This window comes from Phorcysia thermohydrogeniphila (assembly GCF_004339575.1).
Classification (GTDB): Bacteria; Aquificota; Aquificia; order Desulfurobacteriales; family Desulfurobacteriaceae; genus Phorcysia; species Phorcysia thermohydrogeniphila.
In genome coordinates, this window is the sequence record NZ_SMFV01000005.1 from 78,974 (window position 1) to 104,390 (window position 25,417).

At 45.6% G+C, this 25,417-nt stretch carries 30 protein-coding genes and 4 tRNA genes; 25 read left to right on the forward strand and 9 right to left on the reverse strand.

The genetic code is table 11. From position 1 onward, the window contains the following. The first annotated feature begins 88 nt into the window (after nucleotides 1–88). Genes CLV27_RS07130 through CLV27_RS07145 form a run of 4 tightly spaced genes read left to right on the forward strand, consistent with a single transcriptional unit; the run spans nucleotide 89 to nucleotide 2,290 of the window. Nucleotides 89–463, forward strand: coding sequence for a chaperone NapD (locus CLV27_RS07130; RefSeq protein ID WP_132527284.1), 375 nt, complete (start codon nucleotides 89–91; stop codon nucleotides 461–463). Then, entirely contained in the window at nucleotides 438–1,115 is a 678-nt protein-coding gene (locus CLV27_RS07135) for a 4Fe-4S dicluster domain-containing protein (RefSeq protein WP_132527286.1), read from the forward strand. The genes CLV27_RS07130 and CLV27_RS07135 overlap by 26 nt, the downstream gene beginning before the upstream one ends. A 12-nt stretch (nucleotides 1,116–1,127) precedes the next feature. Next, a complete protein-coding gene (locus CLV27_RS07140; RefSeq protein WP_132527287.1) occupies nucleotides 1,128–2,009 on the forward strand; it encodes a 4Fe-4S binding protein in 882 nt (293 codons plus the stop codon). A gap of 23 nt (nucleotides 2,010–2,032) precedes the next feature. Then, nucleotides 2,033–2,290 carry a hypothetical protein gene (locus CLV27_RS07145; protein WP_132527289.1) on the forward strand — a complete coding sequence of 86 codons (258 nt, stop codon included), beginning with the start codon at nucleotides 2,033–2,035 and terminating at the stop codon, nucleotides 2,288–2,290. Nucleotides 2,291–2,319: 29 nt separating this feature from the next. Here CLV27_RS07145 and CLV27_RS07150 read toward each other — a convergent pair whose 3' ends face one another. Genes CLV27_RS07150 through CLV27_RS07160 form a run of 3 tightly spaced genes read right to left on the reverse strand, consistent with a single transcriptional unit; the run spans nucleotide 2,320 to nucleotide 4,077 of the window. Then, the gene (locus CLV27_RS07150; protein WP_132527291.1) at nucleotides 2,320–3,012 is read right to left on the reverse strand and encodes a type III pantothenate kinase; all 693 of its coding nucleotides are present in this window, start codon (nucleotides 3,010–3,012) and stop codon (nucleotides 2,320–2,322) included. After that, complete coding sequence (locus CLV27_RS07155; RefSeq protein WP_132527293.1) at nucleotides 3,009–3,773, reverse strand: tRNA1(Val) (adenine(37)-N6)-methyltransferase; 765 nt, start codon at nucleotides 3,771–3,773, stop codon at nucleotides 3,009–3,011. Before CLV27_RS07155 ends, CLV27_RS07150 begins: the two co-directional genes overlap by 4 nt. Further along, entirely contained in the window at nucleotides 3,766–4,077 is a 312-nt protein-coding gene (locus CLV27_RS07160) for a hypothetical protein (protein WP_132527295.1), read from the reverse strand. The genes CLV27_RS07155 and CLV27_RS07160 overlap by 8 nt, the downstream gene beginning before the upstream one ends. 112 nt (nucleotides 4,078–4,189) lie before the next feature. On the opposite strand from CLV27_RS07160, the gene obgE reads away from it, so the two are divergent. Genes obgE through CLV27_RS07175 form a run of 3 tightly spaced genes read left to right on the forward strand, consistent with a single transcriptional unit; the run spans nucleotide 4,190 to nucleotide 7,623 of the window. Next, nucleotides 4,190–5,203 carry a GTPase ObgE gene (gene obgE, locus CLV27_RS07165; RefSeq protein WP_132527297.1) on the forward strand — a complete coding sequence of 338 codons (1,014 nt, stop codon included), beginning with the start codon at nucleotides 4,190–4,192 and terminating at the stop codon, nucleotides 5,201–5,203. Further along, nucleotides 5,196–6,254, forward strand: coding sequence for a glutamate 5-kinase (proB, locus tag CLV27_RS07170; RefSeq protein WP_132527299.1), 1,059 nt, complete (start codon nucleotides 5,196–5,198; stop codon nucleotides 6,252–6,254). The genes obgE and proB overlap by 8 nt, the downstream gene beginning before the upstream one ends. A 31-nt stretch (nucleotides 6,255–6,285) precedes the next feature. Then, a complete protein-coding gene (locus tag CLV27_RS07175; protein ID WP_132527301.1) occupies nucleotides 6,286–7,623 on the forward strand; it encodes an NAD(P)/FAD-dependent oxidoreductase in 1,338 nt (445 codons plus the stop codon). Between the two features lie 14 nt (nucleotides 7,624–7,637). Here CLV27_RS07175 and CLV27_RS07180 read toward each other — a convergent pair whose 3' ends face one another. The 3 genes from CLV27_RS07180 to CLV27_RS07190 are packed head-to-tail and all read right to left on the reverse strand — an operon-like array spanning nucleotide 7,638 to nucleotide 9,563. Then, nucleotides 7,638–8,630 carry a hypothetical protein gene (locus CLV27_RS07180; protein WP_165863709.1) on the reverse strand — a complete coding sequence of 331 codons (993 nt, stop codon included), beginning with the start codon at nucleotides 8,628–8,630 and terminating at the stop codon, nucleotides 7,638–7,640. Further along, nucleotides 8,563–8,952 (reverse strand): hotdog domain-containing protein, encoded by a 390-nt coding sequence (locus tag CLV27_RS07185; RefSeq protein ID WP_132527305.1) that lies wholly within the window; start codon nucleotides 8,950–8,952, stop codon nucleotides 8,563–8,565. Before CLV27_RS07185 ends, CLV27_RS07180 begins: the two co-directional genes overlap by 68 nt. 11 nt (nucleotides 8,953–8,963) lie before the next feature. Further along, nucleotides 8,964–9,563, reverse strand: coding sequence for a hypothetical protein (locus CLV27_RS07190; RefSeq protein ID WP_132527307.1), 600 nt, complete (start codon nucleotides 9,561–9,563; stop codon nucleotides 8,964–8,966). A 101-nt stretch (nucleotides 9,564–9,664) separates the two neighbouring features. Here CLV27_RS07190 and prfA point away from each other — a divergent pair, with 101 nt between their 5' ends. The 13 genes from prfA (at nucleotide 9,665) to CLV27_RS07255 (ending at nucleotide 16,969) form a co-directional block, all read left to right on the forward strand. Further along, nucleotides 9,665–10,756: a peptide chain release factor 1 gene (gene prfA / locus CLV27_RS07195; RefSeq protein ID WP_132527309.1), complete on the forward strand. Its 1,092-nt coding sequence runs from the start codon at nucleotides 9,665–9,667 to the stop codon at nucleotides 10,754–10,756. Between the two features lie 42 nt (nucleotides 10,757–10,798). Next, nucleotides 10,799–10,875 (forward strand) — tRNA-Thr (locus CLV27_RS07200). Between the two features lie 7 nt (nucleotides 10,876–10,882). Then, nucleotides 10,883–10,969: transfer RNA gene (locus tag CLV27_RS07205), tRNA-Tyr, on the forward strand. Nucleotides 10,970–10,973: 4 nt separating this feature from the next. Then, nucleotides 10,974–11,050, forward strand: a tRNA-Met gene (locus tag CLV27_RS07210). 4 nt (nucleotides 11,051–11,054) lie between these two features. Beyond that, nucleotides 11,055–11,131: transfer RNA gene (locus CLV27_RS07215), tRNA-Gly, on the forward strand. A 138-nt stretch (nucleotides 11,132–11,269) separates the two neighbouring features. Beyond that, on the forward strand, nucleotides 11,270–11,773 hold the full coding sequence (gene leuD, locus CLV27_RS07220; protein ID WP_132527311.1) for a 3-isopropylmalate dehydratase small subunit: 504 nt from the start codon (nucleotides 11,270–11,272) through the stop codon (nucleotides 11,771–11,773). Nucleotides 11,774–11,787: 14 nt separating this feature from the next. Beyond that, nucleotides 11,788–12,867, forward strand: coding sequence for a 3-isopropylmalate dehydrogenase (leuB, locus tag CLV27_RS07225; RefSeq protein WP_132527312.1), 1,080 nt, complete (start codon nucleotides 11,788–11,790; stop codon nucleotides 12,865–12,867). An 11-nt stretch (nucleotides 12,868–12,878) separates the two neighbouring features. After that, nucleotides 12,879–13,895, forward strand: a complete 1,017-nt coding sequence (locus tag CLV27_RS07230) for an aspartate-semialdehyde dehydrogenase (protein ID WP_132527314.1) — start codon at nucleotides 12,879–12,881, stop codon at nucleotides 13,893–13,895. Nucleotides 13,896–13,914: 19 nt separating this feature from the next. Continuing rightward, complete coding sequence (locus CLV27_RS07235) at nucleotides 13,915–14,274, forward strand: roadblock/LC7 domain-containing protein (protein WP_132527316.1); 360 nt, start codon at nucleotides 13,915–13,917, stop codon at nucleotides 14,272–14,274. 11 nt (nucleotides 14,275–14,285) lie between these two features. Next, nucleotides 14,286–14,978 carry a metal-dependent hydrolase gene (locus CLV27_RS07240; RefSeq protein WP_132527318.1) on the forward strand — a complete coding sequence of 231 codons (693 nt, stop codon included), beginning with the start codon at nucleotides 14,286–14,288 and terminating at the stop codon, nucleotides 14,976–14,978. Beyond that, a complete protein-coding gene (locus CLV27_RS07245) occupies nucleotides 14,978–15,727 on the forward strand; it encodes a patatin-like phospholipase family protein (RefSeq protein ID WP_132527320.1) in 750 nt (249 codons plus the stop codon). Before CLV27_RS07240 ends, CLV27_RS07245 begins: the two co-directional genes overlap by 1 nt. Further along, nucleotides 15,724–15,996: an acylphosphatase gene (locus tag CLV27_RS07250; protein ID WP_132527322.1), complete on the forward strand. Its 273-nt coding sequence runs from the start codon at nucleotides 15,724–15,726 to the stop codon at nucleotides 15,994–15,996. The genes CLV27_RS07245 and CLV27_RS07250 overlap by 4 nt, the downstream gene beginning before the upstream one ends. Continuing rightward, on the forward strand, nucleotides 15,971–16,969 hold the full coding sequence (locus CLV27_RS07255; protein ID WP_132527324.1) for a LysM peptidoglycan-binding domain-containing protein: 999 nt from the start codon (nucleotides 15,971–15,973) through the stop codon (nucleotides 16,967–16,969). Before CLV27_RS07250 ends, CLV27_RS07255 begins: the two co-directional genes overlap by 26 nt. 334 nt (nucleotides 16,970–17,303) lie before the next feature. Here CLV27_RS07255 and CLV27_RS07265 read toward each other — a convergent pair whose 3' ends face one another. The 3 genes from CLV27_RS07265 to CLV27_RS07275 form a co-directional block, all read right to left on the reverse strand. Continuing rightward, entirely contained in the window at nucleotides 17,304–18,527 is a 1,224-nt protein-coding gene (locus tag CLV27_RS07265; protein WP_132527328.1) for a U32 family peptidase C-terminal domain-containing protein, read from the reverse strand. 76 nt (nucleotides 18,528–18,603) lie between these two features. Continuing rightward, nucleotides 18,604–19,893, reverse strand: a complete 1,290-nt coding sequence (gene aroA / locus CLV27_RS07270; protein WP_132527330.1) for a 3-phosphoshikimate 1-carboxyvinyltransferase — start codon at nucleotides 19,891–19,893, stop codon at nucleotides 18,604–18,606. 4 nt (nucleotides 19,894–19,897) lie between these two features. Then, a complete protein-coding gene (locus CLV27_RS07275) occupies nucleotides 19,898–21,055 on the reverse strand; it encodes an N-acetylmuramoyl-L-alanine amidase family protein (protein ID WP_132527332.1) in 1,158 nt (385 codons plus the stop codon). A 99-nt stretch (nucleotides 21,056–21,154) separates the two neighbouring features. Between CLV27_RS07275 and CLV27_RS07280 the strand changes: the two genes are divergently transcribed. From CLV27_RS07280 to CLV27_RS07300, 5 genes are read left to right on the forward strand one after another with little or no spacing between them, the layout of a single operon-like run. Then, nucleotides 21,155–21,775: a bacterio-opsin activator gene (locus CLV27_RS07280; protein WP_132527334.1), complete on the forward strand. Its 621-nt coding sequence runs from the start codon at nucleotides 21,155–21,157 to the stop codon at nucleotides 21,773–21,775. A gap of 3 nt (nucleotides 21,776–21,778) precedes the next feature. Next, nucleotides 21,779–23,488 carry a type IV-A pilus assembly ATPase PilB gene (pilB, locus tag CLV27_RS07285; protein ID WP_132527336.1) on the forward strand — a complete coding sequence of 570 codons (1,710 nt, stop codon included), beginning with the start codon at nucleotides 21,779–21,781 and terminating at the stop codon, nucleotides 23,486–23,488. Next, a complete protein-coding gene (locus CLV27_RS07290) occupies nucleotides 23,488–23,829 on the forward strand; it encodes a DUF190 domain-containing protein (RefSeq protein ID WP_132527338.1) in 342 nt (113 codons plus the stop codon). Before pilB ends, CLV27_RS07290 begins: the two co-directional genes overlap by 1 nt. Beyond that, nucleotides 23,829–24,587 (forward strand): type I 3-dehydroquinate dehydratase, encoded by a 759-nt coding sequence (aroD, locus tag CLV27_RS07295; RefSeq protein WP_132527340.1) that lies wholly within the window; start codon nucleotides 23,829–23,831, stop codon nucleotides 24,585–24,587. Before CLV27_RS07290 ends, aroD begins: the two co-directional genes overlap by 1 nt. A gap of 9 nt (nucleotides 24,588–24,596) precedes the next feature. After that, nucleotides 24,597–25,415, forward strand: a complete 819-nt coding sequence (locus tag CLV27_RS07300; RefSeq protein ID WP_132527342.1) for a cytochrome C assembly family protein — start codon at nucleotides 24,597–24,599, stop codon at nucleotides 25,413–25,415. The last annotated feature ends 2 nt before the right edge of the window (nucleotides 25,416–25,417 follow it).

Genomic DNA, 25,417 nt, shown 5'->3' on the forward strand with positions numbered 1-25,417 from the left:
AATTTAGAAGGGGGGCAGTAGCCCCCCTTTTTTTCATGCATTAATTTGATTCAACTTTTAAAATGAAATTTGATTAGGAGAGGTTGATATGCCAATTGTCAGTTGTGTTATTTCTGCGTTGCCGGATAAAGGATCTGAAGTTGAAAAAGCCTTGCTTGAGATTCCCGGAGTTGAAGTTTACGGAGGTGAACTTAAGGAGGAAGAGAATATTTACTACATCATCGTTGTCCTTGATGCTGAGAGGTATAGGGAGCTTGAAGCCATAGAAGCTAAGATTAAAGAAATAGATGGTGTTCTCCAAATTGCTGTTGTAGAGGCTCATTTCCTTGAAGAGTTTGAAAAGATAGAAAGAGGAGAAATTGTTCCTGAAAATCCTTTCCAAGGTTTAAGGAAAGCTGAGAAAATTGCCGAAAAGATGTGGCTTGGAGAAGACGAAAATGGAGAAGAAGGAAAGGACAACTAATAGAAGGGAGTTCCTGAAGGTAACCCTTGGAGCTTTCATAGGTGGGACTCTTTTTTCCTGTAGTCTTTCTGACCTGAAAAACCCGAAGACTATGGTGAAAACACCGATTAGGACAAACATTCTGAGGCCTCCCGGTGCTGTTCCAGAAGAGCACTTTGCCCAAAAGTGTATCCGCTGCGGTAGATGTGGGGAAGTCTGTCCGTACCACTGTATAAAGTACTTTGACGTTCTTAGCGGTGGTGTTTTCTCTGGTACCCCCTACATTGACGTGATGGAAGTGCCCTGCTACCTGTGTATGAAGTGTGTTCATGTCTGCCCTACCGGTTCTCTTGTTCCCTGTGCTAAGGAAGAAGTCAGGATGGGAGTTGCTGTAATAAACAGGCAAGTTTGTGTTACGTGGCAACAGAACAAAACGGGTCTTATGTGCAAGACCTGTTTTAACGTTTGTCCTTTCTCTGGTATTGCCATAAAAATTGACCATGATTTCAGGCCTTACATTGTTGAGGAAAACTGTACAGGTTGCGGTATCTGCGCTTATTCCTGCATAGCTGACCAGTATCCCGATAACAACGGACAAAAAGCTATAAGGATTGAACCGATAAAGTGGAAGAAGATAAAGGAAATAAAACTGGAAGATATTAAGAAATCGTAAGAGGTGTTTGCCGTGAAAAAGAGTGCTTGGAAGAGGATTACTTGGTGGAGGTATGCTTTTCTTGCTTTCTGCTTCCTAATAATTGCGGTTAACCCCTTTCTTAACTACCACTGGGACATCAACTTTGTTCAGGGATGGTTTCAGTCCATAGGAATTGGAAACCTTTGGGTTGTTTCTCCCCTTGAAGGTCTTGAGTCTATCTTAACTGCAAAGTTTTTCTATATGCCATCCCTCGTTGGAATGGTGGTACCTGTAGTTGTTGCCCTGCTAATGGGGAGAGTTTTCTGTAGTTGGATGTGTCCCATAGAGTTTCTCTCTGTTGTTACTGATAAGTTTCTTGGGATTTTTTCTAAGAAGCTGAAGTACCGTAAAGACCTTATCTCCTTGCCTCATAAGATTTTGTGGTTTGCTTTGACTACCGAACTTCTCCTTACGATGGTCATAGGCTACCCGATGTTTGTCTGGTGGTCTCCTCCGGGTCTCGTTGGAAGGGAAATTATGTTTTACGCCTTCTATAAAGTAATTACTGTTGAAGTTTGGATAGTTGTAGTTGTTCTTTCCCTCAACCTTTTCACGAGGCGCTTTTTCTGCCGCTACTTCTGCCCTCTCGGAGCTCTTTTGGCTCTCATAGGAAAGAAGAGACAGCTTGTCATCAAATATCTGCCTGATAAGTGCATTAACTGTAAGGTTTGTGATACAAGATGTCCTATGGGAATCAAGCCGAGTATTGGAGAAAGCCAAACTGTTTATTGCTGGAACTGTGCAGAGTGCGTTGATGCCTGTCCGACAAAAGCTCTCAAGTTTATCTGGAGGGATGACGGAGTTATAAGATTAAAACTTCATAATGAATTGACAACTTCTTCTACTGCTGGTAAATTCTCATCTACAGGATAAACTTTCAGCTGGGAGGTAAGAGTATGAGGAAGGTTATTGTCGGACTTGCAGTTTTCGCTGCCTTAACGGCTCAGGCCTCTGCCGGTGTTTGGGAGTCTAACTGTGCCGGCTGCCACAATGGCTCTGTGGCTCAATCAACTGCTGAGGTTCTTAAGAAGAAGTTCAAGACTAAGCAGGAGTTTATAAACGCAGCAAAGAATACTACAAACCCCATGATGGCTGGAATAAAGGCTAATCCTCAGCTCATAGAGGAGGCTGCTAAGGAGCTCTACGGTAAGTAATTTGTTAGGGCGGTTCTGCCGCCCTTTACCTACTTTAGTATCTTTAAGATCCCCTTAAATACCAACTCTGGAACGTAAGTTCCTTTCACGTGTCTTGATACTAACTCTCCCCATCCCCCTGTAATTAGTAATGGATGTTGCGGAAGATTTCTAATAGTTTCTTTTATTCCTCCAATGGTTGAGGCTAAAATTCCTGCCTGTATGCACTCCTCCGTAGATCGTCCCGGTATCTTGACTTCGCCTTCAAAGTTAACCTTTGGAAGTTGCGAGGTTTTTAGATTTAAAAGCTGAGCCATCGTCTCTACGCCGGGAAATATTACTCCGCCTTTAAAGGTTTTTTCTTCTACAAGGTCAACAACCGTTGCTGTTCCGCAGCTGACGACTATAAAAGAATCGGCAAATTCAAGACCTCCGCAGGCTGCTGCTATTCTATCTGCTCCAAGGAGCTCCGGCGTTCTGTAGTCTATTTTTATCGGAAGTTTTAGGTTTGCAGAAACGATGAGGGCTCCGGGGAAGTTTTCCTCTATTAGGTGTGTAATTTCTTTTACTACGGAAGCTACCCCAAGTTTGTTAAAGGTAATATCCCTTAGCTTTTTTACAAAATCGGCTGGATGTTCCAAGACCCTAATGGTAGGGATTCTAAAGAGTGGTTGGAGCGTTCCATCCTCAAAGAGAGCTACTTTTACAGAAGTGTTTCCGGCATCAATCAGGAGACTTCTCATTCTTCTTCACCTTTGAGGAATTCTCTGTACTTTCTGTCAACTTCTTCCGTGTACTCCCGTTTTTTTGAGTCTTTGTAAACGATAAGTGGAGGTTTAACAACCAGCCCTTTCCCGCTTCCCTTCATCCCTTCAAGGAGGAAGAGGTTTGCCTCCCTTTGACTTTCCGGCTGGATGAACCTTAGCCGTTTAGGTTCTACCCTGTACTTTCTCATTAGCTCTATGACATCAACAAAGCGCTGAACGGGAAGTAGAATGTAGAGCCTTCCCCTGTTTTTTAAGAGGTAGGAGGCTGCGAGGATAAAGTCTTCAAGTTTTGCTGTTAGTTCCTGTCTTGCGATTGCCCTGTGAGAGCTCTCGCTAAGGTTTCCCCTTCCCACTTCAATAAATGGGGGGTTGGTTACAACGACGTCAAACTCGCCGGAGCGAAAAGTTTTTTTTACCTCCTTTACGTTTAGCTTGAGAGCTCTAAAGCGGTCTGCTACCCCATTGATTTTCGCGTTTTTTAGCGAAAGCAGAACGTTTTCCTCAAGAACATCAATTCCAACGGCCTTAAGTTCTGGGAATTTCTTTAAAAGAAGAATCGGTATGACTCCACAGCCCGTTCCAAGGTCTATTAGCCTTTCCTTCCCCTTTAGCCTGACAAAATCGGCAAGTAAGAAGGTGTCTGTCCCGAACCTAAAGCCGTTCTTTTTCTGGTAAAAGAAGGTCTTTTCGTTGAGAAAGGACGATAAGTCGTATTCTTGAAGATTTAACCTATCCACAGAGCCTTCCCTTGACAGAAGTTATGTATCTCTTAATCTGTTCTATCCACCTTAAGAAACTGTTGGTATCGTCAAAGTAGTTATTTGCAACGTCCCCTACTACGTGTTCAAACTCTGCCGGTTTGTCTTTTAAGAACTCCTCTATTTCCTTTATGAGCTTTTCTGCTGTTTCGCACTCCCTTACTTCTTCCTTTACTACGTCCCACTCTGTTTTTCCTTCTTCAACTCCGATAGCAAAGGCTGAAAGGAGAGAGTAAAAGAGTGGATACTTCTCCTCAAAGAGCTTCTCCTTCTCAAAGTCCACAGTTTACCCCCAAACCCGTTTGTTATCACTTAAATAAATTAGTGCCCTTTCACCTTGAGAAAAGACCTTGTTATGCCTACTTTTCATGTTTGAACTGAATAGGAGGAAGGAAGTGGCAGAGTTTATAGATAGGGCCAAGATATTCGTTCAGGGTGGTCACGGAGGTAACGGTTGCGTTGCCTTCCGCAGGGAAAAGTTTGTTCCGAAAGGAGGACCATCCGGAGGGGACGGAGGTAAAGGCGGAGACGTTATTTTAGTGGCTGACAGAAACGTTCATACCCTCCTTGACTTCAAGTACAAACGTCACTATAAGGCCGAAAGGGGAAGGCACGGAGAAGGAAACAAGAGAACCGGTAGGAGCGGTGAGGACTTAATCATAAAGGTTCCGGTAGGAACGGTTGTGAAGGATGCAGAAACGGGGGAAATATTAGGAGACCTTAAGGAGCACGGCCAGAGGCTCGTCGTCGCTAAGGGCGGTAGAGGAGGTAGAGGAAACGCAGCCTTTGCAACGCCTACAAGGAGAGCTCCAGACTTTGCAGAGCCGGGAGAACCGGGAGAGGAAAGGTGGATAGAGCTTGAGCTCAAGCTTCTTGCAGATGTTGGACTTGTAGGATTCCCAAACGCCGGTAAGTCCACTTTCCTCTCAAGGGTTACAGCCGCAAGGCCGGAAATCGCAGACTATCCCTTTACAACTTTGAGGCCGATTCTCGGCGTTGCAAAGGTTGGAGACTTTTCCTTCGTGATTGCAGACATTCCCGGACTTATAGAGGGAGCTCACGCTGGTAAAGGTTTGGGACACGAATTCTTAAGACACGTTGAGAGGACGAAGCTACTCCTTCACCTTATAGATTTAACCGACCTTACAAGAGAGCCAGAGGAGGCCTTTGAGAAAATAAACAGGGAGCTGGAGCTCTACTCTCCGGAGCTTACCAAAAAGCCCCAGATAGTAGTTGGAACGAAGATAGACGCTCTTTACGACAGGGATAAAATAGAGAGGCTAAAGAAATACTTTGAGGAAAAAGGTTATCCTTTCTTTGCCGTTTCTGCCGTGACCGGCGAGGGGATGGATGAGCTCATGTGGTTTGTTGCCAAGAAACTAAAGGAGCTTGAAGGAGAGGATGTTTAATAAGGTTAAGCGGGTAGTTGTAAAGGTCGGCTCTCAGCTTTTAGCCGGAGAAGAGGGAATAGACAGAGAGTTTGTTGAAAAGCTTGCCGGAGAGATTGCAGAACTCCGCCAAAACGGAAAGGAAGTCATCTTGGTGAGCTCCGGCGCCGTCCTTGCAGGAATAAAGGCCCTTGGCCTTAACAGGAAACCCTTTTCCTTACAGGAGAAACAGGCCCTCTCAGCCGTTGGCCAGCCATACCTTATGGCCGAGTACAGGGAAGCCTTTAAAAAATATGGTCTTAAGGTAGCTCAGGTTCTACTGACGGCCGAGGATTTACGCTCTAAGGAACGCTTCATCAACGCAAGGAACACCTTTGAAGCCCTCTTAAAGTTCGGTGTTATTCCGGTTGCTAACGAGAACGATACCGTCTCCGTAGAGGAGATAAAAATAGGGGACAACGACAACCTCTCCGCCCACGTTTCAGTTCTGGTAGATGCAGACCTCTTAGTAATGCTTACAGTAACAAATGGTCTTTACGATAAAGACCCTTCTAAGAACCCAGACGCGAGGTTTATTCCTGTTGTAGAGAGCCTTGAGGAGCTTGAGAAAACTTGCGACTTTAGGGGTAAGACAGCCTTTGGAACGGGCGGAATGTGGACGAAGATAGAGGCTGCAGCAAAGGCCACACAAAAAGGTATTCCCGTAGTTATTGCAGGAGGAAGAGAAGAGAAGGTATTGGAAAGAATCTTAAACGGCGAAAGAGTAGGGACACTCTTTCTTCCAGATAAGAGGCTCAGGGCAAAAACTTACAGGATTCTCTACCTGATGGAGTCTAAGGGGAGTCTTTTCATAGACGATGGAGCGGTAGAGGCTATAGTGGTTCATAAAAAGAGTCTCCTTTCAAAGGGTGTAAAAAAAGTAGAGGGGGATTTTAAACGGGGAGATGTAGTAGAAATCCTTGACCTAAATGGGAGGGTGGTAGCTAAAGGAATTGTAAGGTGTTCAAGTGAAGAACTTATTTCATTCAAGGGGGTTTGTGTTCACCGTGACGATATGGTTGTTTTGAAATAAGTTAAATAGTGAAAGGCGATTTGAGGCAACTATGAAGGGTAACGTAGTTATCGTGGGAGGAGGACCGGCAGGGTTTAATGCAGCCCGTGCCGTTAAAGTCTTCTATCCTGAGTGTAAGGTTACCCTAATTGAAGAGAGGGAAAATACACAGATACCCTGTTCTATACCCTCCGTTGTGGCTGGTAGGTTACCCTTAGAAAAAAACCTTTATTCACTAAAAAAGCTTAGGGAGCTTGGCGTTGAAATAGAAACGTGCAAAGCTGAAGTTTTGGACACCAGAGAGAGGAAGCTCTTTTTAGAAAACGGGAAAACTGTTTTCTACGATAAGCTCGTTTTAGCAACCGGCTGGAGACCAAAAGTCCCTTCCGTAGATGAAGGGAATCTTGAAGGCATTTATTATGTTTCAAAGACTACAGAGCAGGTGAGGAAAATATCTGAAGAAGTAAAAAGTGCTAAAAGGATTCTCTTAGTTGGAGGAGGTCTCATAGGCATAGGTTTTGCAGGGGAGATTAAAAGAGCTCTAAAAAGTAAAGATGTCTTCCTCGTTGAGGTTTCTAAACGTTTAGCTTCGGGGATTTTTTCTCCGTCTTTTAGCGAAAAGTTGGAAGAGGAACTTACTGCTCTGGGAGTTAGGGTCTTAAAGGAAACTACTGTCAGGTTCTTTGAAGGGGACACGAGGGTCAGAAGGGTATTTCTTTCCTCGGGGGATGTACTTGATGTTGATGTAGTCATCATTGCTATCGGTTTTAGACCGAGGGTAGAGCTGGCTCAGGAGGCGGGTATTCGTCTTACAAAGAGCGGGAAGATAGCCGTAGATGAGTTCCTCAGAACTTCCGCCGATGGCGTCTTTGCAGCTGGGAACTGTCGCGTCTACACTTCTGTCATTGACGGGGAAGAAGTAAATGCCATGTTGGCCTCTATTTCTGCAAGGGATGGTTATATGGCCGGTATCAATTTAGGAGAGCCAGTTGTCAAAGATAAAGGGATAGTTCCTTTCGGGATTACTTCTGTGGGGGATAGCTACTTTGGATTTGCCGGCTACACGGAGGAAGTCCTCAAGAAGAAAGGAAAGAAGTTCATATCTACCGAGGTGGAGACAAGGGACGGTTACCCTCCAGCTTTGGAAGGGGCTAATCCCTTAAAGGTAAGGCTTTACTTTGATGAATCTGGGAAGATTGTCGGCGGTGAAGTATGGGGCAGGAGTAAGTACGTTTCCGGACTTGTGGATTTTATCTCAAGGCTCATATACGAGAAGCTCTCGGTTGAAGAGGTTATAAGCGTTCAGTCGGTAGCTTTTCCGTCGGTAACGCCGTCACCCCTTGCTCAGCCTGTTCAGATGGCAGCTCTAATGGCTAAAAAGAGCCTGTAATTTCACCTGTAATTTCATCGGAGTGTAATTTCTTCTACTATTTCGTGTAGAAAATCAAGGAAGAAAAACAACCTTAGGTAATTTTCCTTTGTTCCAAATTCTACGGCAACTCCGTGCTGGATAGCGTGTCTGTTTAGTTCTCCTTCTTTGTAGTCAACGAATCGCACCCAGTCAAGAAACTTAGGTATTTCTCCCTCTCCAAAGATGTTCTCAAGTATCAGCTTGACCGCGTATTGGATTGTTACAAATTTCCTGTTCCGTTTTCGGATTAGGCTTTCAATGTCTGCTTCAAGTGTGTTCTCCCTGACAAAGGTATCCCAGACTATCCCTTCGGTAAGGGAGAAAAGAGCGTAAATGCCAAGTTCTAAACAGTTTAATTTGTAGGCTTTAAGGGTGTCCTTTATGATTTTTTCCCTACGCTTAAAAGGAGGAAGTTTTAACCACCGCTTGGCTCTTTCTTCTAAGAAGTCATAAGTTGCGAGAGATAATACCCAGCCTGTAAACTCTGATGGTTTTTTGTTGAAATTGGCAATTATGTCTGAAGGAACGAGCCAGTCTAAGTGAAAGAGTTCTTTTAAAAGCTTCCTGTTTTTTACTCTGACGAGGTATGAAGTTGTAGCTCTCTGGATAAGGGTTTCAAACTCTTTTCTCCAGTTTGCGATTTTTCCTTCCCACTCAAGCTCTATCCTTTCTCGTTCCTTCTTCCTAAAAGCTTTTCTCAGGGCACTGTATATGTTCTTTGCTTCTTTTGGGGAGAAGAAGTCTTCTAAGCTGTTCTCCCTTACAAGTTCAAAGATTAGTCTTTCCTGTTCCTCGTAAGGAATTTTCTTTATCTCCCGGCGGGTTAGCTTCCCGCCGGAAAGGAGCTCTACAAGCTTAAAGAAGAACTCCCTTGCGCTCCCTTCTTTTTCTGCTTCTTTTAAGAGCTCCTTATTAACTTTAAGACCTTTCAAGTACGTGTTTATCAAGGACGAAGCAGATAAACTCTCCCTTAAAGACCTCTTCATTTCCCCTTTTAACCGATACTTCAACGATTCTCTTCTTACCGCTTTCAGACGTTACCCTTGCAACGGCAACGACGGTATCACCTACTTTCACAGGTTTAAGGAACATAACGTTCGCAGCTCCGAGGACGACGTTGGGATGGTTGACCGCAAGCATTGCGGCGTAGTCAGCCTGACCGAAGATAAATCCACCGTGAATGAGCCCTTTTTCATCCGCAGCCATGAGCTCTGTAGTTCTCAGCTCAACCTCGGCGTAGCCTTCCTCTACTTTTATAGGTTCTCCGCAGAGCTCTCTGTTAATCTTCCTGTGCGTCTTTATCTCCATCTTTCCCTCGTCTATTCACAGTTTTCAATGCACATTTTATAGGGTATTAGCTTGCCACCACAAGATACAAAGCAGTTGTTGAAGAGCTCCTGACAGCCACATTGGGTCGTGCACTTAGAGGAGATTTCCCGGAATATGCTGTCTAAGCTCGGTTCTTTTGGCTTTGAGGGTTTTTTCGGTTTTTCGGCCTTAACGGTGTCTAAAAGTTCTCTAAGTTCCCTTTTCCTTTCGCAGGCGTACCTTTCCTTTGTTCTCCTGCATATGGAGCTAAAGAATCTATAGTCTCTATAGACTCTTTTAAACTGCTCATTCCATTCTATCAGGTCGTTTAGGTAGTTCCTTCTTTTTTCCCGATAGGCGCTTAGTTCTTTCCTGTAAGAAAGGAGCTCCGCTTGGTAGATTTTCCTTGCCTCTTCCCAAGATTTATTAATACACCTTTGAAACTTCTCGTTACAGCTTTTTTGGCACTCCTCAAACTTCACTTCACAGCTTTTGAGACATTCTTTTGAGTTCTGTGGGGGAACGTACTTGTACTTGACTATGTATCTGGGACTGCCACAGGAGGCAAGCATTAGACTTAAGCAGGTAGTAACGTAAAGGAGCTTTTTCATAACATATCTCCGCCTGAGTTCTTTTTCCAATTCTAACACGGTTGCCCGAAGAACCTTTTGGGATATTCTTATCATCGGGAAAACCATTTAGGAGTGGGACTATGGAAAAAGCGATAGAGGCAAGGCTTGAGAAGATAGCCCAAAAGTTTAAAGAGATAGAGGAAAGCCTTGGAAAGCCGGAGGTAATTGCAGACCATAAAAAGTTTCAGGCTCTTGCCAAGGAGCACAAGGAGCTCCAGCCCATATACGAGACCTATATGGAGTACAAGAAAGTAAAGCAGGGAATTGAAGAAGCCCTTGAGATAATTGAGTCCTCTGATGACGAAGATCTCGTTGAACTTGCAAAGGAAGAGAAGAAAGAGCTTGAGGATAAGTTAGAAAAGCTTGAGGAAGAGCTTAAGAAACTCCTTATTCCCAAAGACCCAAACGACGAGAAGAACGTTATCCTTGAAATACGGGCTGGGGCCGGTGGAGAAGAGGCAGCCCTCTTTGCTCAGGACCTCTTCAGAATGTACACGAGATATGCAGAAAGGAGAGGCTGGAAGGTAGAAATACTCTCCCTCCATGAGACCGGACTTGGCGGTATAAAGGAAGTAGTAGCCATGATTTCCGGTAAAGGAGCTTACAGCAGGCTCAAGTACGAGTCTGGCGTTCACAGGGTGCAGAGAGTTCCCGTAACCGAGTCAAGCGGTAGGATTCATACATCAACGGCAACCGTTGCGATTCTGCCGGAGGCTGAGGAGGTTGAGGTCAAGATAGACGAGAAGGACTTGAGGATTGATACCTTCCGCTCTTCGGGTGCAGGTGGACAGCACGTTAACACTACCGACTCTGCTGTGCGTATTACCCACATTCCAACCGGTATCGTCGTAACCTGTTCAAACGAGCGTTCTCAGATTCAGAACAGGATTAAGGCAATGAAGATACTCAGGGCAAGGTTAAAGGAGTACTACGAGAGACAGCAGAAGGAAAAGCTTGACTCCGCCCGTCGTTCTCAGGTTGGAAGCGGTGACAGGAGCGAAAAGATTAGAACCTACAACTTCCCAGAGGGAAGGGTAACCGACCACAGGATAAAGCTTACCCTCTACAACCTTAGCGAATTTTTAGATGGAGAGCTTGACGAGATGATAGATGCCCTTGCCGCTGCAGAGCAGGCTGAAAAGATTCAGGCCCTCTCTGCGGATACCCCTTGACACCTGAGAAGAATCACCTATATTATTCCTCGGCCACGAGGTGCCGGCTTAGCTCAGCTGGCTAGAGCGGGTGACTTGTAATCACCAGGTCGGGGGTTCGACTCCCTCAGCCGGCACCATTAGCGTGGAGGGGTGGCCGAGTGGTCAAAGGCAGCGGACTGTAAATCCGCCGGCGTTACGCCTACGCAGGTTCGAATCCTGCCCCCTCCACCATTGACGCGGGGTAGAGCAGTCCGGTAGCTCGTCGGGCTCATAACCCGAAGGTCGCGGGTTCAAATCCCGCCCCCGCAACCAATGAGCGGGCGTAGCTCAGCTGGCTAGAGCATCAGCCTTCCAAGCTGAGGGTCGCGGGTTCGAATCCCGTCGCCCGCTCCATTTTATTTTTCCCTCCAAACCTCTCCCCTCCAATTAAATCCGTTTCCCTTCCTCTAAGCCAAAATCTCCTTAACTTTCCGCTATAATTCAATCCGCATATATTCCTGCCAAGCAAACTTTTCAGTTAGGAGGATAGAAATGTCAGAAGTTTTTAGGGGAAGGGCTTTTAAGTTTGGAGACGACATTAATACCGATGAGATTATTCCAGCAAGGTATCTAAACACTTCTGATCCTGCAGAGCTCGCAAAGCACGTTATGGAAGACGCCGACCCTGAGTTTCCAAAGAAGGTTCAAAAAGGGGACATCATAGTTGCCGGTAAGAACTTCGGGTGCGGTTCTTCAAGGGAACACGCTCCAATTGCCATTAAGGCAGCAGGAGTATCTGCAGTTATTGCCAAGTCCTTTGCAAGGATTTTCTACAGGAACGCTATAAACATTGGCCTTCCGATATTTGAGTCACCTGAGGCTGTTGAGGGGATTGAAGAGGGAGATATCGTTGAGATAAATCCAGAAACAGGAGTAATCAAGAACGTTACAAAGGGAGTGGAGTTCAAGGCTAACCCTATTCCTGAGGACATCAGGAAGATTATAGAGGCCGGTGGTCTTATGGAATACGCCAAGAAGAAACTGGGACTTAAGTAAGAAGGAGGTGGAACTTGAAAGAGTTCAAGATAGCAGTCCTGCCGGGCGATGGAATTGGCCCAGAGATAGTGAAACAGGCCGTAAAGGTAATGGACGCAGTTTCTGAGAAGTTTGACATAAAGCTTAAGTACGAGTACGGCCTCATAGGCGGTGCTGCAATTGATGAGTGTGGGGTTCCATTCCCTGAGGAAACAAAGGAGCTCATTCTCTCCTCCGATGCAGTCCTCCTTGGAGCTGTCGGAGGTCCTAAGTGGGATAACCTTCCCTTTGAGATAAGGCCAGAGAGAGCCCTCCTTGGAATGAGAAAGCTCCTTAACGCCTTTGCAAACCTCCGTCCTGCAAAGCTCTACGATGAGCTGATTGACGCCTCTACGTTAAAGCCTGAGGTTATAAAAGGCGTTGACATAATGGTTATAAGGGAGCTAACGAGCGGTATCTACTTTGGAATACCTAAAGGGATTTTTGTTGACGGAGAAGAGCGCGTCGGTATAAACACGATGCGCTACTACGAACACGAGGTTGAGAGGATTGCAAGGGTAGCCTTTGAGGTTGCAAGGAAGAGGAGGAAGAAGGTAACAAGCGTTGATAAGGCAAACGTCCTTGAGGCAACAGTCCTCTGGAGGGAGGTGGTTGAGAAAGTTCACGAGGACTACCAAGACGTTGAGCTCAACCACATGTACGTTGATAACGCTGCAATGCAGATAATCCGCTGGCCAAAGCAGTTTGACGTAATCGTTACGACGAACATGTTCGGTGACATACTTTCTGATGCCTGTGCTATGCTTACAGGCTCTCTCGGAATGCTTCCCTCCGCAAGCATAGGCGGCAAGATTGGACTCTACGAGCCAATTCACGGTTCTGCTCCTGATATTGCTGGTCAAAACATTGCGAACCCGATTGCAACTATAAACTCCGTCGGAATGATGTTTACTTATTCCTTTGACATGCCGGAGGTAGAAGAAGCGATAGATACGGCTGTAAGAAGAGTTCTTGCAAAAGGTTACAGGACTCGCGACATCTACTCTGAGGGTAAGAAGCTCGTTTCCACAGAAGAAATGGGAGACCTGATAGCAGAAGAGATTAAAAATCTCTAAGGGGTTTAAAGATGAAAGGTTATAGAGTTGCCGTTGTTGGGGCTACAGGTGCTGTGGGTCAGGAAATGCTCAAAATCCTTGAGGAGAGGAACTTTCCGGTATCAGATATTAGGCTCTTAGCTTCAAAAAGGTCTGCCGGTAAAAAGCTTCGCTTTAAAGGGGAAGAGGTAACGGTTGAGGAGCTAAGACCAGAGTCCTTTGAAGGGATTGATATAGCTCTCTTTTCTGCCGGAGGTGATAGGAGTAAACAGTTTGCTCCGGAGGCCGTTAAGAGGGGAGCTGTCGTAATTGACAACAGCTCTGCCTTTAGGATGGAGCCGGACGTTCCCTTAGTTGTTCCTGAGGTAAACCCTGAGGACGTTGATTGGCACAATGGGATAATTGCGAACCCTAACTGTTCCACAATTCAGATGGTTGTTGTCTTAAAACCACTTTACGACATTTCAAGGATAAAGAGGATTGTTGTTGCTACCTATCAGGCTGTATCTGGGGCTGGAGCTCAAGCCATAGAGGAGCTAAAGGAGCAGACGAGGGCAGTTCTTGAAGGAAAACCTGTTCCCCCACCTGTCAAAATCCCTAAGCAGATTGCCTTTAACTGCGTTCCTCATATAGACAAGTTCTTCCCTAACGGCTACACGAGGGAAGAGATAAAGATGATAAACGAGACTAAGAAGATAATGCACGACGACGAGATTAAAGTTTCTCCAACCTGTGTGAGGGTTCCTGTTTTCATCGGACACTCTGAAGCTGTGAACATTGAATTTGAGGGACCTGTTTCTGTTGAGGAAGCGAGAGAAGCACTGGAAAAAGCCCCGGGCGTTAGGGTAGTTGACGACTTTGAGAACTTTGTTTACCCAATGCCGATAGACGTTGCTGGAAAGGACGACGTACTTGTTGGAAGAATTAGGAAAGATGATACAATAGAGAATGGTTTGAACCTGTGGATTGTTGGCGATAACCTGAGGAAGGGAGCGGCACTAAACGCCGTTCAGATTGCGGAGCTCCTTATCCAGCGTGGATTGATTTAATCCAATTTCAGAGGTAACTATGGAAAAAAAGCTAAAGGCGTTGGCTGAATCCCTCCCAGAAGTAGAATCTGTAGCTGTAGTGGATGAGGAGGGGTTCATAGTTTACAAGTACGATAAGCCGGGGCTAACGCTTGATGCTGAAGAGGTTGATGTTCATATCGTCAACCCAGTAACAAGACTTGTAGAGGTGATTCAGGACGTTTCTGGAGAGAAGGATTCCCTTGAAGAGATGGTCCTTTTTACAACTAACCACGTTATGCTTGTTTACAAGCTCGTAAACGATACCTACTTGGTAGTTTTGGCAAGGAGGACTCCCCTTTACGGGAAAATCCGTTTTAAGGTAAGGGCGAGGCTCTGGGAAATCAAATCTACTCTGTAAGGGAGGGTGGCATGGCAAAACTCTGGTACCTTGGGCATGCTACGTTCTACCTTGAAGGAAAGGGAGTTAAGGCACTTATAGATCCCTTTTTAACAGGTAACCCTTGGAAAATTGCAAAGCCTGAGGACTTTAAAGAGCTTGACTATATCTTTGTTACCCACGGCCACGGTGACCACTTAGGGGATGCCGTTGAGATTGCAAAGAATACAGGAGCTACAATTGTCAGCATTTTTGAGGTTTGCCAGTACTGTCAGTCCAAGGGAGCTCCAAACGTTCACCCGATGCACATTGGTGGTTCTTACAACTTCCCCTTTGGAAGGGTAAAGCTCGCTCCGGCAGCCCACGGGAGCTCCGTAATTGAGGACGACCGCGTTATTACTCTCGGTTCCCCGTGTGGAGTAATTATTGAAGTTGAGGGTCGCAGGGTTTACCATGCAGGAGACACGGGACTCATAGCAGATATGGAGCTTATCGGAAAGTATGAGGACATAACCGTTGCCCTCCTTCCGATAGGTGGAAACTTTACAATGGACATTAAGGACGCTGCAATAGCTGCTGAGATGGTGAAGGCTGAAATCGTTGTTCCAATGCACTTTAAGACATGGCCTATCATTGACGCTGAGCCTGAAGAGTTTAAGGCCCTTGCTGAGGCAAGAGGAGTTAACGTAGAAGTTCTCAATCCGGGAGATGAACTGGAATTCTAATGAAAGTTGGGGTTACTCTTTCGGGCGGCTTCGTTAAAGGGGTCGCCCATGCCGGTTTTTTAAAAGCCCTTGAGTTTAAGGGAATTTCTCCGTCGTTTGTTGCTGGGACAAGTACGGGAGCTTTGATAGGCGTCCTTTACTGTGCAGGTTACTCCCCTGACGAAATAAAAGAAATTGCCCTATCCCTCTCTTGGAAAAACATTGTAAGGCCCTCCTTAAAAGGGGGGCTTTTTAGTTTAGCTGGGTTAAGAAAAAAACTTCTTGACCTTATAGGAGATTTAAGCTTTAGTGAGCTTAAAATTCCTTTAGGTCTTACGGTGGTAAACCTTAAAACGCTGAAAGTTGAGTTTGTAACGGAAGGGAAAGTCGTTGATTACGTGGTTGCATCTTGCTCAATACCTCCTTTGTTTTCCCCTTATAGAGTAGGGAGTGATTACTATATTGACGGTGGTATTAGAAACTCTATGCCGGCGGAGATGGTAAAGGCCTACGGTTGTAAAATTAACATCTGCTCCAATGTAAATGTTGCTCGGCGAGAGTTTAACCATGAGTCCTTAGTTGATGTTACGGTAAGGGCAATTCTTGCCAGTGTTCTGGAGAATCAGGAGAGACGTTGCGGTTACTGCGATATTTTTGTTGACCACGACATTGAAGGTTCAATGTTTGACTTTGCGAGGGTAGCAGACTTTTTTGAGCAGGGCTTTAAAAATGGTCTTTCAGCCCTTGAAAGTTCGGGGGTCTTACCGTGAAGGGACTTCACGCCTTTGTAAGTGGAAGGGTTCAGGGCGTTGGTTATAGAGCCTTCACAAGGAACAAAGCAAAATTGCTGGGATTAAAAGGTTTTGTTAGGAACCTTCCGGATGGAAGGGTAGAAGTTTACGCAGAAGGAGAAGAAGGGGCCTTAGAGGAGCTCCTTAACTACCTGAGAAAAGGTCCCATCTTAGCAAGAGTTGATAGCATAGAGTATGAGTTCGTAGAGCCAAGAGGGGAATATGAGGATTTTGTTGTTCTTTGTTAGTTTCCTACTCCTTTTCTCAACTGCCTTTGCTGATGTTATATACAAGGTGAAAAGAGGGGATACCCTTGGAAAAATAGCCCAAAAATTTGGTGTTTCTGTTGCCGAAATAAAGAGGGTCAACAGGATTAAGGGTTCAAAAATATACGTTGGTCAAAAGCTTCGTATTCCTGTGAAGAAGAAAAGAGGAGAAAGTTCTTCTTACATTGTCTACAGAGTAAAGAGAGGAGATTCCCTCAAGAAGATTGCTATCAAGTTCGGAACGACTGTTTCAGAGATAAAACGCCTTAACAACCTTAGGGGTTCAACTATCTACGTAGGACAAAAACTGAAAGTGCCTGTTAAGTCTGCCCATAGAAAGAGTCAGGGTAATAGGGTTAGACAATCGTCCTCTTCAGGTCTTGCGAAAGTTCCAGTTTACAAGTACTACAGGGTAAAGAGGGGGGATTCGGTACTGAAGATAGCGAAGAAGTTTAGGGTGTCACCCCGTGTAATAATAAGGGAAAACCACCTTAAAAAGCCTTACATCATTCGTCCCGGCCAGAAATTGAAGATACTCGTTGGCTATAGAGACGTTCTCAGGCTAAACAGGCCTATAGAGTTTCACTTTCCACTTGACGGTAGGGTGGACCCTACCGTTAGGGAGAAGGGGTATCCGGGTATCTTTATCCTTGGGAGCCCCGGCGAGAAAGTTAAGGCTGCAGAGACTGGTATGGTTAAGTTTGCCGGTAAGGACGAGCGACTACTCAAGGCCTACGGCAACGTCGTTATACTACAGCATCCTGAGGGTTATAGAACCGTTTACAGTAATCTTAATAGAGTTCTTGTAAGGCCCGGACAAATAGTAAAGAGGGGCGAAACGATAGGAACTGCCGGAACGTCTGGAGATTGGGGAAGGAGCGGCGTTTACTTTGAGGTAAGCAAAGTTTACAACGGAAAGGTTTACTACCTTAACCCGTTGGAAGTTTTAAAGTAACTGCAGTTACTTGCTTTCTTGGGAGGAGGGAACTAATTTAGAATTGTGAACATTGTTAAGGGGTATGAACAATGGAGATTCCCAAAAGGAAGTTTAAGTGTCTTGGGTGCGGTCATAAGTTCGAAGAGCCTTTTGGAAAGCCTCGCTGGATGCTGAGCTGTCCAAAGTGTAAAAGTGAGAATATCGTAAGAGTTGATGGTGCAGGCTTTGGAGGATGGGGCGGCGGATGGAGGAGAGGTGCAGGTAGAGGTTGGCGCTGCCGGTTTGGTTTCGGCGGGTTTGGTTTTGGCGGTGGCAGAGGAAGAGGTAGAAGTTGGGGCTGGGGATGGGGACGTTAGTCCCCGTCTCTTTTTTTCATTCTCAAGATAGTATTTTCCGATAGAGAAAGCGGTTCTTCAAAATCAATAGCAGCAATTTGATTCGGATGAGCTTCATTTACGGTTTCTTCAAAATCTTCTTTTAGCACTCTCATTCCTTTTATTTTCGTTCTTTGAATGGATGCATCTGGGAAGAAGAGCTCCACATCATCTCCCACTTTTAGCTGATTCCTTATCTCCCACCTACCACCTCTGTATATCGCTAAGAACTTGTAGTTCCTTATGTAGGAGCTCGTTTCATAGTGCTGGAGAATCTCGTTTCTACCTTTTAGAAAACCGAGGGTATAAGGCCTGTGGCTTACTTTTTCCAGCTCCTCAAAAAGGTGGGGGAGCTCTTCTTTAAATTTTTCCCTATCTTCAAATAAAAGGTCAACTGCCCTCCTGTAGACACTTGTCGTTACGGCGACGTAGTAGGAGCTCTTCATTCTTCCTTCTATTTTTAGAGAGTCAACTCCTGCCTCTACAAGTTCGTCCAAAATGGGAAGGGCACACAGGTCCTTTGAGTTGAAGATGTAAGTTCCGTGTTCGTCCTCCTCTATCGGAATGAACTCTCCCGGTCTTTTCTCCTCAACCAAATAGTACTTCCACCGACAGCTCTGGGAACATGCTCCTTGATTACTGTTCCTGTAGGAGAGGTAGTTTGAGAGGAGACACCTTCCGGAGTAGGCCATGCACATTGCACCGTGAACAAAGACTTCTATTTCCATTTCAGGAACTCTTTCTTTTATTTCCCTTATCTCTTCAAGGTTTAGCTCCCTTGCAAGGACAATTCTCTTAGCTCCCAAGTTTTTTAAAACTTTAACGGCTCTGTAGTTTGTAACGTTTGCCTGAGTGCTGATGTGAACGTCAATTTCTGGAGCTATCTCCTTTACGGTCGTTAAAACTCCGAGGTCTGAAACGATAAAAGCGTCCGGCTTTAGTTCTTTTACTTCATTTACAAACCTTTCTAACTGCTCAAAGTCTCTGTTCCTTGCAAAGGCGTTAAGGGTTACGTAAACCTTCTTGTCCCTCTTGTGGGCATACTCAATGCCTTCGGCCATTTCCTCTAAGGTAAAGTTGCCAGCCTTTGCCCTGAGGTTGAAAACCTTTCCTCCAAGGTAAACAGCGTCTGCTCCAAAATCTATGGCAAACTTGAGCTTTTCTAAGTTTCCAGCCGGTGCTAAAACTTCAGGTTTCTTCATGACTTTACCTTCTTGTGGTTTCCGGTAGAAATATAGTCTCTTCCTTGATTAAGAAAATGAGGAGTAGCCGGGAAGGCTACTCTAAGAGATTTCTCAGGTCGTCAAAAAATCCCGGGTAGGATGTGGCAACGCATTCCGTATCGTCTATTTCAACAGCTTCCTCTGCAATGAGGGAGGCTATCGCAAAGGTCATGGCTATTCGGTGGTCGCCGTAAGAGGAAACTTTTCCCCCTTTTAGCTTGCACTTTCCCCTGATTACCATCCCGTCTGGAAGTTCTTCTGCGAGAGCTCCGATTGCTTTTAGGTTCTCAACGGTTGACTTTACGCGATCGCTCTCTTTAACGCGGAGCTCTGCGGCGTCCTTAATTACGGTTTCACCTTCTGCCTGCGTTGCAAGGAGGGCAAGGACAGGGAGTTCGTCAATTAAACGTGGAATTTCTTCTCCTTCTATCACTGTTGCTTTAAGCTCTGGAGAGTAAGATACTGTAATGTCGCCAACTTCTTCCCCACCAATCTGGCGAACATTTTCTATCCTAAGGTTTACCCCCATTCTTTTCATGACGTCTAAGATTCCCGTCCTTGTCGGGTTGAGTATTACATCCCGTAAGGTAACCTCGGAGTTGGGGGTAATTGCCGCTCCTACCATAAAGAAGGCGGCAGATGATATATCGGCAGGAACGTCAATTTCCAAGTCGGCTGAGAGCTCCCTATTTTCTCCTAAAGAGACCGTTAGACCGTCTATTTTTACATCAACTCCAAAAGCCGAGAGCATTCTTTCCGTATGATCTCTACTCTTTGCCGGCTCTGTTACTGAAACCGGCTCGTCTGTGTAGAGTCCAGCCAAAAGAACTGCAGACTTTACCTGAGCAGATGCCTTGGGACTCTTGTAGTTAATTCCATTAAGAGGTCTTCTGCCTAAAATCGTAAGGGGTGGAAACTTGCCGCTCTCTCTACCGTAAATTAGAGCTCCCATTTCTCTTAGAGGGATTGCTATCCTGTCCATGGGACGTCTTCTTAGGTACTGGTCACCGGTGAGGACGGAGTAAAAGGGCTGACCGGCAAGGATCCCCGAAATTAGCCTTATAGACGTTCCGGAGTTTCCAAGGTCTATAACGTTAAAAGGCTCTTTTAGTGAATACTTTCCTTTACCTTTTATGAGAATCTCATCTCCGTTATCGCTTATATCTACTCCAAGTTCCACAAAGGCCTTAAGGGTGTTTAAACAGTCCTCTGAACGCAGGAAATTCCTTACAACGACTTCTCCTCTGTTTAAACTTCCGAGCATTATTGCTCTGTGGGATATGGACTTATCAGAAGGAACTCTTAAGTTACCCCTTAACGCCTTTCCCTTTAGCTCTAACTTCACAGCTTCACTCCTTTACGTATGCTACTGTGTTTAGGGATTCAAAGTACTTGACGATTCCTCTGGCGATGCCTCTTGCAACTTCTTCCTGATACCAGCTCTGGACGAGTCTTTTCCTGTCCTTTGGGTTTGTCAGGAAACCAGATTCAATAAGAATAGCCGGTCTTCCGGGTGTTTTAAGGACGAGGATGTTCCTCCTCATATCCCGAATGCCGTTAACGAGGTCCTCGTTAACGTGGGCCTTTAGGCTCTCCACTATCGTTTCTGCCAGCCTTGCGCTTTCAACAAAGGTTACGGTTGTTGCCATGTTAATGAGGAGTGGACTGATACTCCAGCACATAACATCGTTGCAGAGTCTAACTTTTTGGGCGACTTTTTTCGCGACAAGCTGAGCTTTAGCGAAAAGTCCCGGGGATGCCTTAAAGACCGTTACGCCACTCCAGTCGGGGAAGTTCGGCATGGAGTCTGCGTGGATGCTTACAAAGGCATCTGCGCAAGCTTTTGCAGCTATTTCAGCTCTCTTTAGAAGAGGGACGTAAACGTCCCTCGTTCTCGTCATGATTACTTCTATGTTGGGATACTCTTTCAAAATCCTTCTAACCCTCAGGGCTATTGAAAGGGTTATGTCCTTTTCTTTTATTCTTGGATGGTAAGAATTAATAGGCCAGACAGCTCCGGGGTCTTTGCCTCCGTGACCGGGGTCTATGACGACGATTCTTTTTTTCGGTTTTCTCGTTTCGCATTCGGTTATCATAAAGTCTGACAGGACGTCAACGACTATTCTAAAGGGTTTGCCTCTGCACGCTCTTAAAGCGAACACCTTAAACTTGTGAGGATCTTTCATAAGGATTTTTATCCTGACTAAGCGGCTGTTTATAGGGATGACTTCTGCCCTTGATACGAGGGAGCTCCTTAGCTTCCTTACAAGGTGGTTCGCCCTTACGTTCCTGACTGTAAGCCAGAGAGTGTTTCCTTTTAACTTTGTTTCTATATCTTTTCGCTCTACCTTGCCGGTGCAGTCAAAAACGATTCTCGTTCTTTCCTCGTTTGATGAGCAACGAATTTTCCTGATAATTGGAGTACGTTTCTTAGCCTCTGCCTCTTCTAAGAAGGCAAATAAACTTCCGCCTGCAAGGGCTTTTAGAATGTCCCTCCTGTTTAGCATGGCTCTCCAGTAGCCTGTTTGATGCGACCATTTTACCAACTTGTTCTCAGATGTATAATTAAGCTAAGGACCGTAAGAAATGCAATAATGGAGGGAGTCATGGTCATTCAGGTTGAGCCGAGGGAGGTTGATTACGATACCCTTGCTTTGAGGGTTTTCCTTAAAGCCCTTGAAATCATAGGGGGGCCGAGGAAGCTCTTTGAGTACAGGAACCTCACTTGGATACCGAGCTTGATGGAAGCATCTTACGCAGTTGTTCTGAAAGAGGAAGGCTTAAAGACTGAGGACGAGATTGCCGAGTTCTTAGGCCTTACGAAACAGACTGTGAGGAACATGCTCTCTGCAGACCCTGAGCTTGTCCTTATGAAGCTTCAGGGAGAGCTTGAGAGTAAGGACGTAAAGGTTCACACTGCCGGTGGACTTGCAAAACTGGCTTACAAGGAGGTTAAGGCCGGTAACGACTACGTTCCTTTTGTCGTTTCTGTCTGTGAGACCTTTGTGGCAAAGCTCTTGGGTATTGTGTGGCCTGTAGAGGTTCTTACCGCTATTAAGGGTATGGACTTTCCCTTACAGGAGGAGCAGAAGGAAGAGCTTAAGAGCAGGCTGGCCGGCATTAAGGTAAAGGATGTTCCGGCAACTACTCTGGTTGACAGAATAGAGTTCCCCATTAGGAATCCGGCAGAGCTCCTCCACAAGCTCTCAGAGGCTGTCAAGGGGTAAAAAATGAAAGATAGAGCCGATGAGTTAAGACTAAAGGAGTTTGTCGCTGAGAGGCTTGGTATACCTTTATCCTTAATAAAGGAAGAAGAGAATTGGCAGAAGAAGCTCGTTGACGAGAAAATAGTCCCGGAGGAAAAGCTTTTATCACTGCTTTCGGAGTTTTTTGGGGTTCCTCCAGTTGACTTGAGGGAGGTAGAGATACCTCCCGAACTGGTAAAGATAGTTCCTCGTAGCACTGCAGAGAAGGCGGTAGTTGTTCCGTTTGATAGGAAAGGCCCAACCTTAAAGCTTGCTATGGCCGACCCGTCTGACGTTCAGACTCGGGAGAGGATAAGGTTTACTACAGGTTACAGAATTCAGCCTTTTGTAGCCCTTGATTTTAGGATAAAGGAGAGGCTGGAAGAAGTTTACGGGAAGGCTGAAGAAGAGTTTTTCTCCCGTCTAAAGCAGGAGCTCCAGCGGGAAAGTTCAAACGGTTTGGCAGAGCTTGAGGAGGCAGCCTACGGAATTCAGGTAGTATCCCTTGACGACCTTAAGGAGCTTGCCTCTCAAGCTCCGATAGTGAAGCTCGTGAACGCCATTATCCTTGAGGCTTTAAAGAAGGGAGCTTCGGATATCCACATTGAACCTTTTGAAGAGGAGCTCCGCATTCGCTACAGGCTTGACGGCGTTCTTCACGTCGTTGCTAAGTACCAGCCGGAGATTAAAGATGCCGTAGTGGCGAGAATAAAAGTTTTAAGCGGTCTGGACATAGCCGAAAAGAGGCTTCCTCAGGACGGCCGTATGAAGGCCAAGTTTCAGGGAAGGGAGATAGACTTTAGGGTCTCAACCGTTCCTACCGTCTTTGGTGAGAAAGTTGTTTTAAGGATTCTTGACAAGGGAAGCTTAAGGCTTGACCTGAGCCAGCTTGGCTTTGAGGACAGGGAGTTTGAGCTCTTAAGGAGAGCAATATTTTCTCCCTACGGAATGATTTTGGTAACTGGCCCTACTGGTTCTGGAAAAACGACTACCCTTTACTCATCCCTTTTGACTGTAAATAAGCCGGAAGTCAACATAATGACCGTTGAAGACCCTGTTGAGTACAACCTCTACGGTATAAACCAAGTTCAGGTCAAGCCGGAAATTGGTCTGACCTTTGCGAGAGCTCTGAGGGCTTTCTTGCGTCAGGACCCCGACATAATCATGGTTGGAGAGATTAGGGACGCAGAAACGGCAGAGATTGCCATTGAGGCAGCTCTTACAGGACACCTCGTCCTATCAACTCTCCACACAAACGACGCTCCCAGTACGGTTACAAGGCTTGTTGACATGGGAATTGAGAACTTCCTGATAGCCTCTTCTGTTATCTTAGTCATAGCTCAGAGGCTTGCAAGGAAAATTTGTCCCTACTGTAAGACTGAGTATCGCTATCCGCCGGAGGTTTTAAAGGAGGTTGGCTTTAGAGAGGAAGAGATAGCAACCCTTCAAACCTATAAAGGAGCTGGCTGTGAAAAGTGTGATTACACCGGCTACAAGGGTAGGGTAGCCCTTTACGAGGTTATGGATATGGTTCCGGAGATAAGGGATGCCGTCGTAAAGGGGAAGAACGCTGAGGAAATAAGGAGGATAGCTAAAAAGCATGGAATGAGGACACTTAGGGAGATAGGTAAGATTAAGATAGCTAAGGGAGTTACAACGCCTGAGGAAGTTCTTAGGGTTACGAGAGGCCACTAATGAGGGGGCTTGTCGGCAGGCGTAAACTCCTCAGGATTTTCATAAGTCTTGAGGATAAGTTTGAAGGTAAGCCCCTGTGGGAATACATACTCCAGCTTGTGAAAGAAAATGGCCTTGCCGGAGCTACCGTCTTCAAGGCAGTGGCAGGCATAGGCTCTCACTCTGAGCTTAAGACCTTTTCTGTGTGGAGGCTCTCCCAGAACCTGCCAGTTGTTGTAGAGATTATTGACAGAGAGGAAAAGATCAAGGAGTTTTTGAAGGTGATTGATTCCATCATTGAGGAAGGCCTTGTAGTTCTTGAGGACGTTGAGGTGATATCTTACAGGCATAGGAGAGAGTGATGCAGATAGGAACTGTAGAGCTTGGAAAAACTCCTCGCGTTATTGTTGCTTTAAGCGGTGAAAACCTGAAAGGGAATTTAGAGAAGGCAAGGGAGTTAAAGGTTGACCTTATAGAGGCAAGGCTTGATTTACTTTCTGATGTTTCAAAGGAGTCTTTTAGATCCTTCCTTGATGCAGTTGCTGACTTTGGTTTCTACTCCGTTTCAACTATTCGTCCAGTTTGGGAAGGAGGGAAGTTTAAAGGCTCTGAGGAGGAAAGGTTAGAGCTCTTTAAGCTTGCCGTTAGTCATCCTGCAACCGGTGCCGTTGACGTTGAACTAAGGGCGAAGATCCTTCCTTACGTAAAGGAAATGGTAGAAAAGGAGCGGAAGGTTCTCATCGTTTCTTACCACGATTTTGAGAAGACACCTTCTAAGTCAGAGATTGAAGATATACTTGGTAGGGCAAAGGACGCTGGAGCTGACATAGTAAAGGTAGCCTTTGCAGGGAGAGAGCCTTCTGATGCTACAAGGGTTTGCTGCGTCCTTGAAAATTTTGACCATCCCAAGGTTTTTATGGTAATGGGCGAAGTTGGAAAGTTTACAAGGGTAGTAGGTTTCTCTTTTGGTTCACTCCTAACTTACACCTTCTTTGGAGAGCCCGTTGCTCCCGGTCAAATAGAGGCAGAAAAGCTTATAAGGCTTCTCTGTGAGTTCTACCCTGAGTACTCCAAGGAGAAAGAACGCTTCCTCCATCCAGCCATAGAGGAAGTGCTATAATCCAATCCCATGAGGGTAGAAAGTTTTGTCTATGCAACTGCTTTTCTTTATACGGTCTCTACGCTCCACTACCTACTGTTTTTATCCTTGCGGAAGGACAAGCTGGCAGCTGTAGGCCTTTACGCTGCGAGGTTCGGCTTCCTTACAAACTTGGTCTCTATTGTTTTGACGATAGCTAATAGTGGCACGGTAGTTCTCTTTACTCCTCGGGGGGCTTTCCTCACTTTAGCCTTAAGCGTAGTAACCGTTTTCCTTTACTTCTCAACTAAACATAGGCTTTCCCTCTCTGGTGCGTTCCTGATGCCTTGGGCTTCAGTACTCCTTTTGGCCTCTGTCCTCTCTTCTGGCGTTCCAAAGGACGTTTTTCCCGTGGGGATTACGGGGGTGGTTCACATTTTCACGGCGTTCTTGGGCTACAGCGCTTTTATTTTCTCTGCAATACTCTCAGTGATTTACCTTATCTTTGATAGACATCTTAAGAAAAAGAAGTTTTCCGTTTTCTTCCATAAGCTCCCTTCCCTGTCACTTGTAGAGTCTGTCATTTACCACTCTATAACGGTCGGTTTCACGTTCATAACAATTGCGATGTTTGCAGGGGCTATCTGGTCGGAAAAGGTCTTTGGCTCTTTCTGGTCGTGGCATCCCAAGCAGGTAGCAACGCTAATTACTTGGTTTATATACGCCGGCATAATACACCTATACCTTTACGGTAGCTGGAGGGGAAAGAGGCTCTGTTATATGTCAATTGCTGGACTTTTGGTGATACTCATGGACTTTGTTGGCGTTAACTTCTTCTTGGCAAAGGACATTCACTCTTTTAAGGGGTAGAG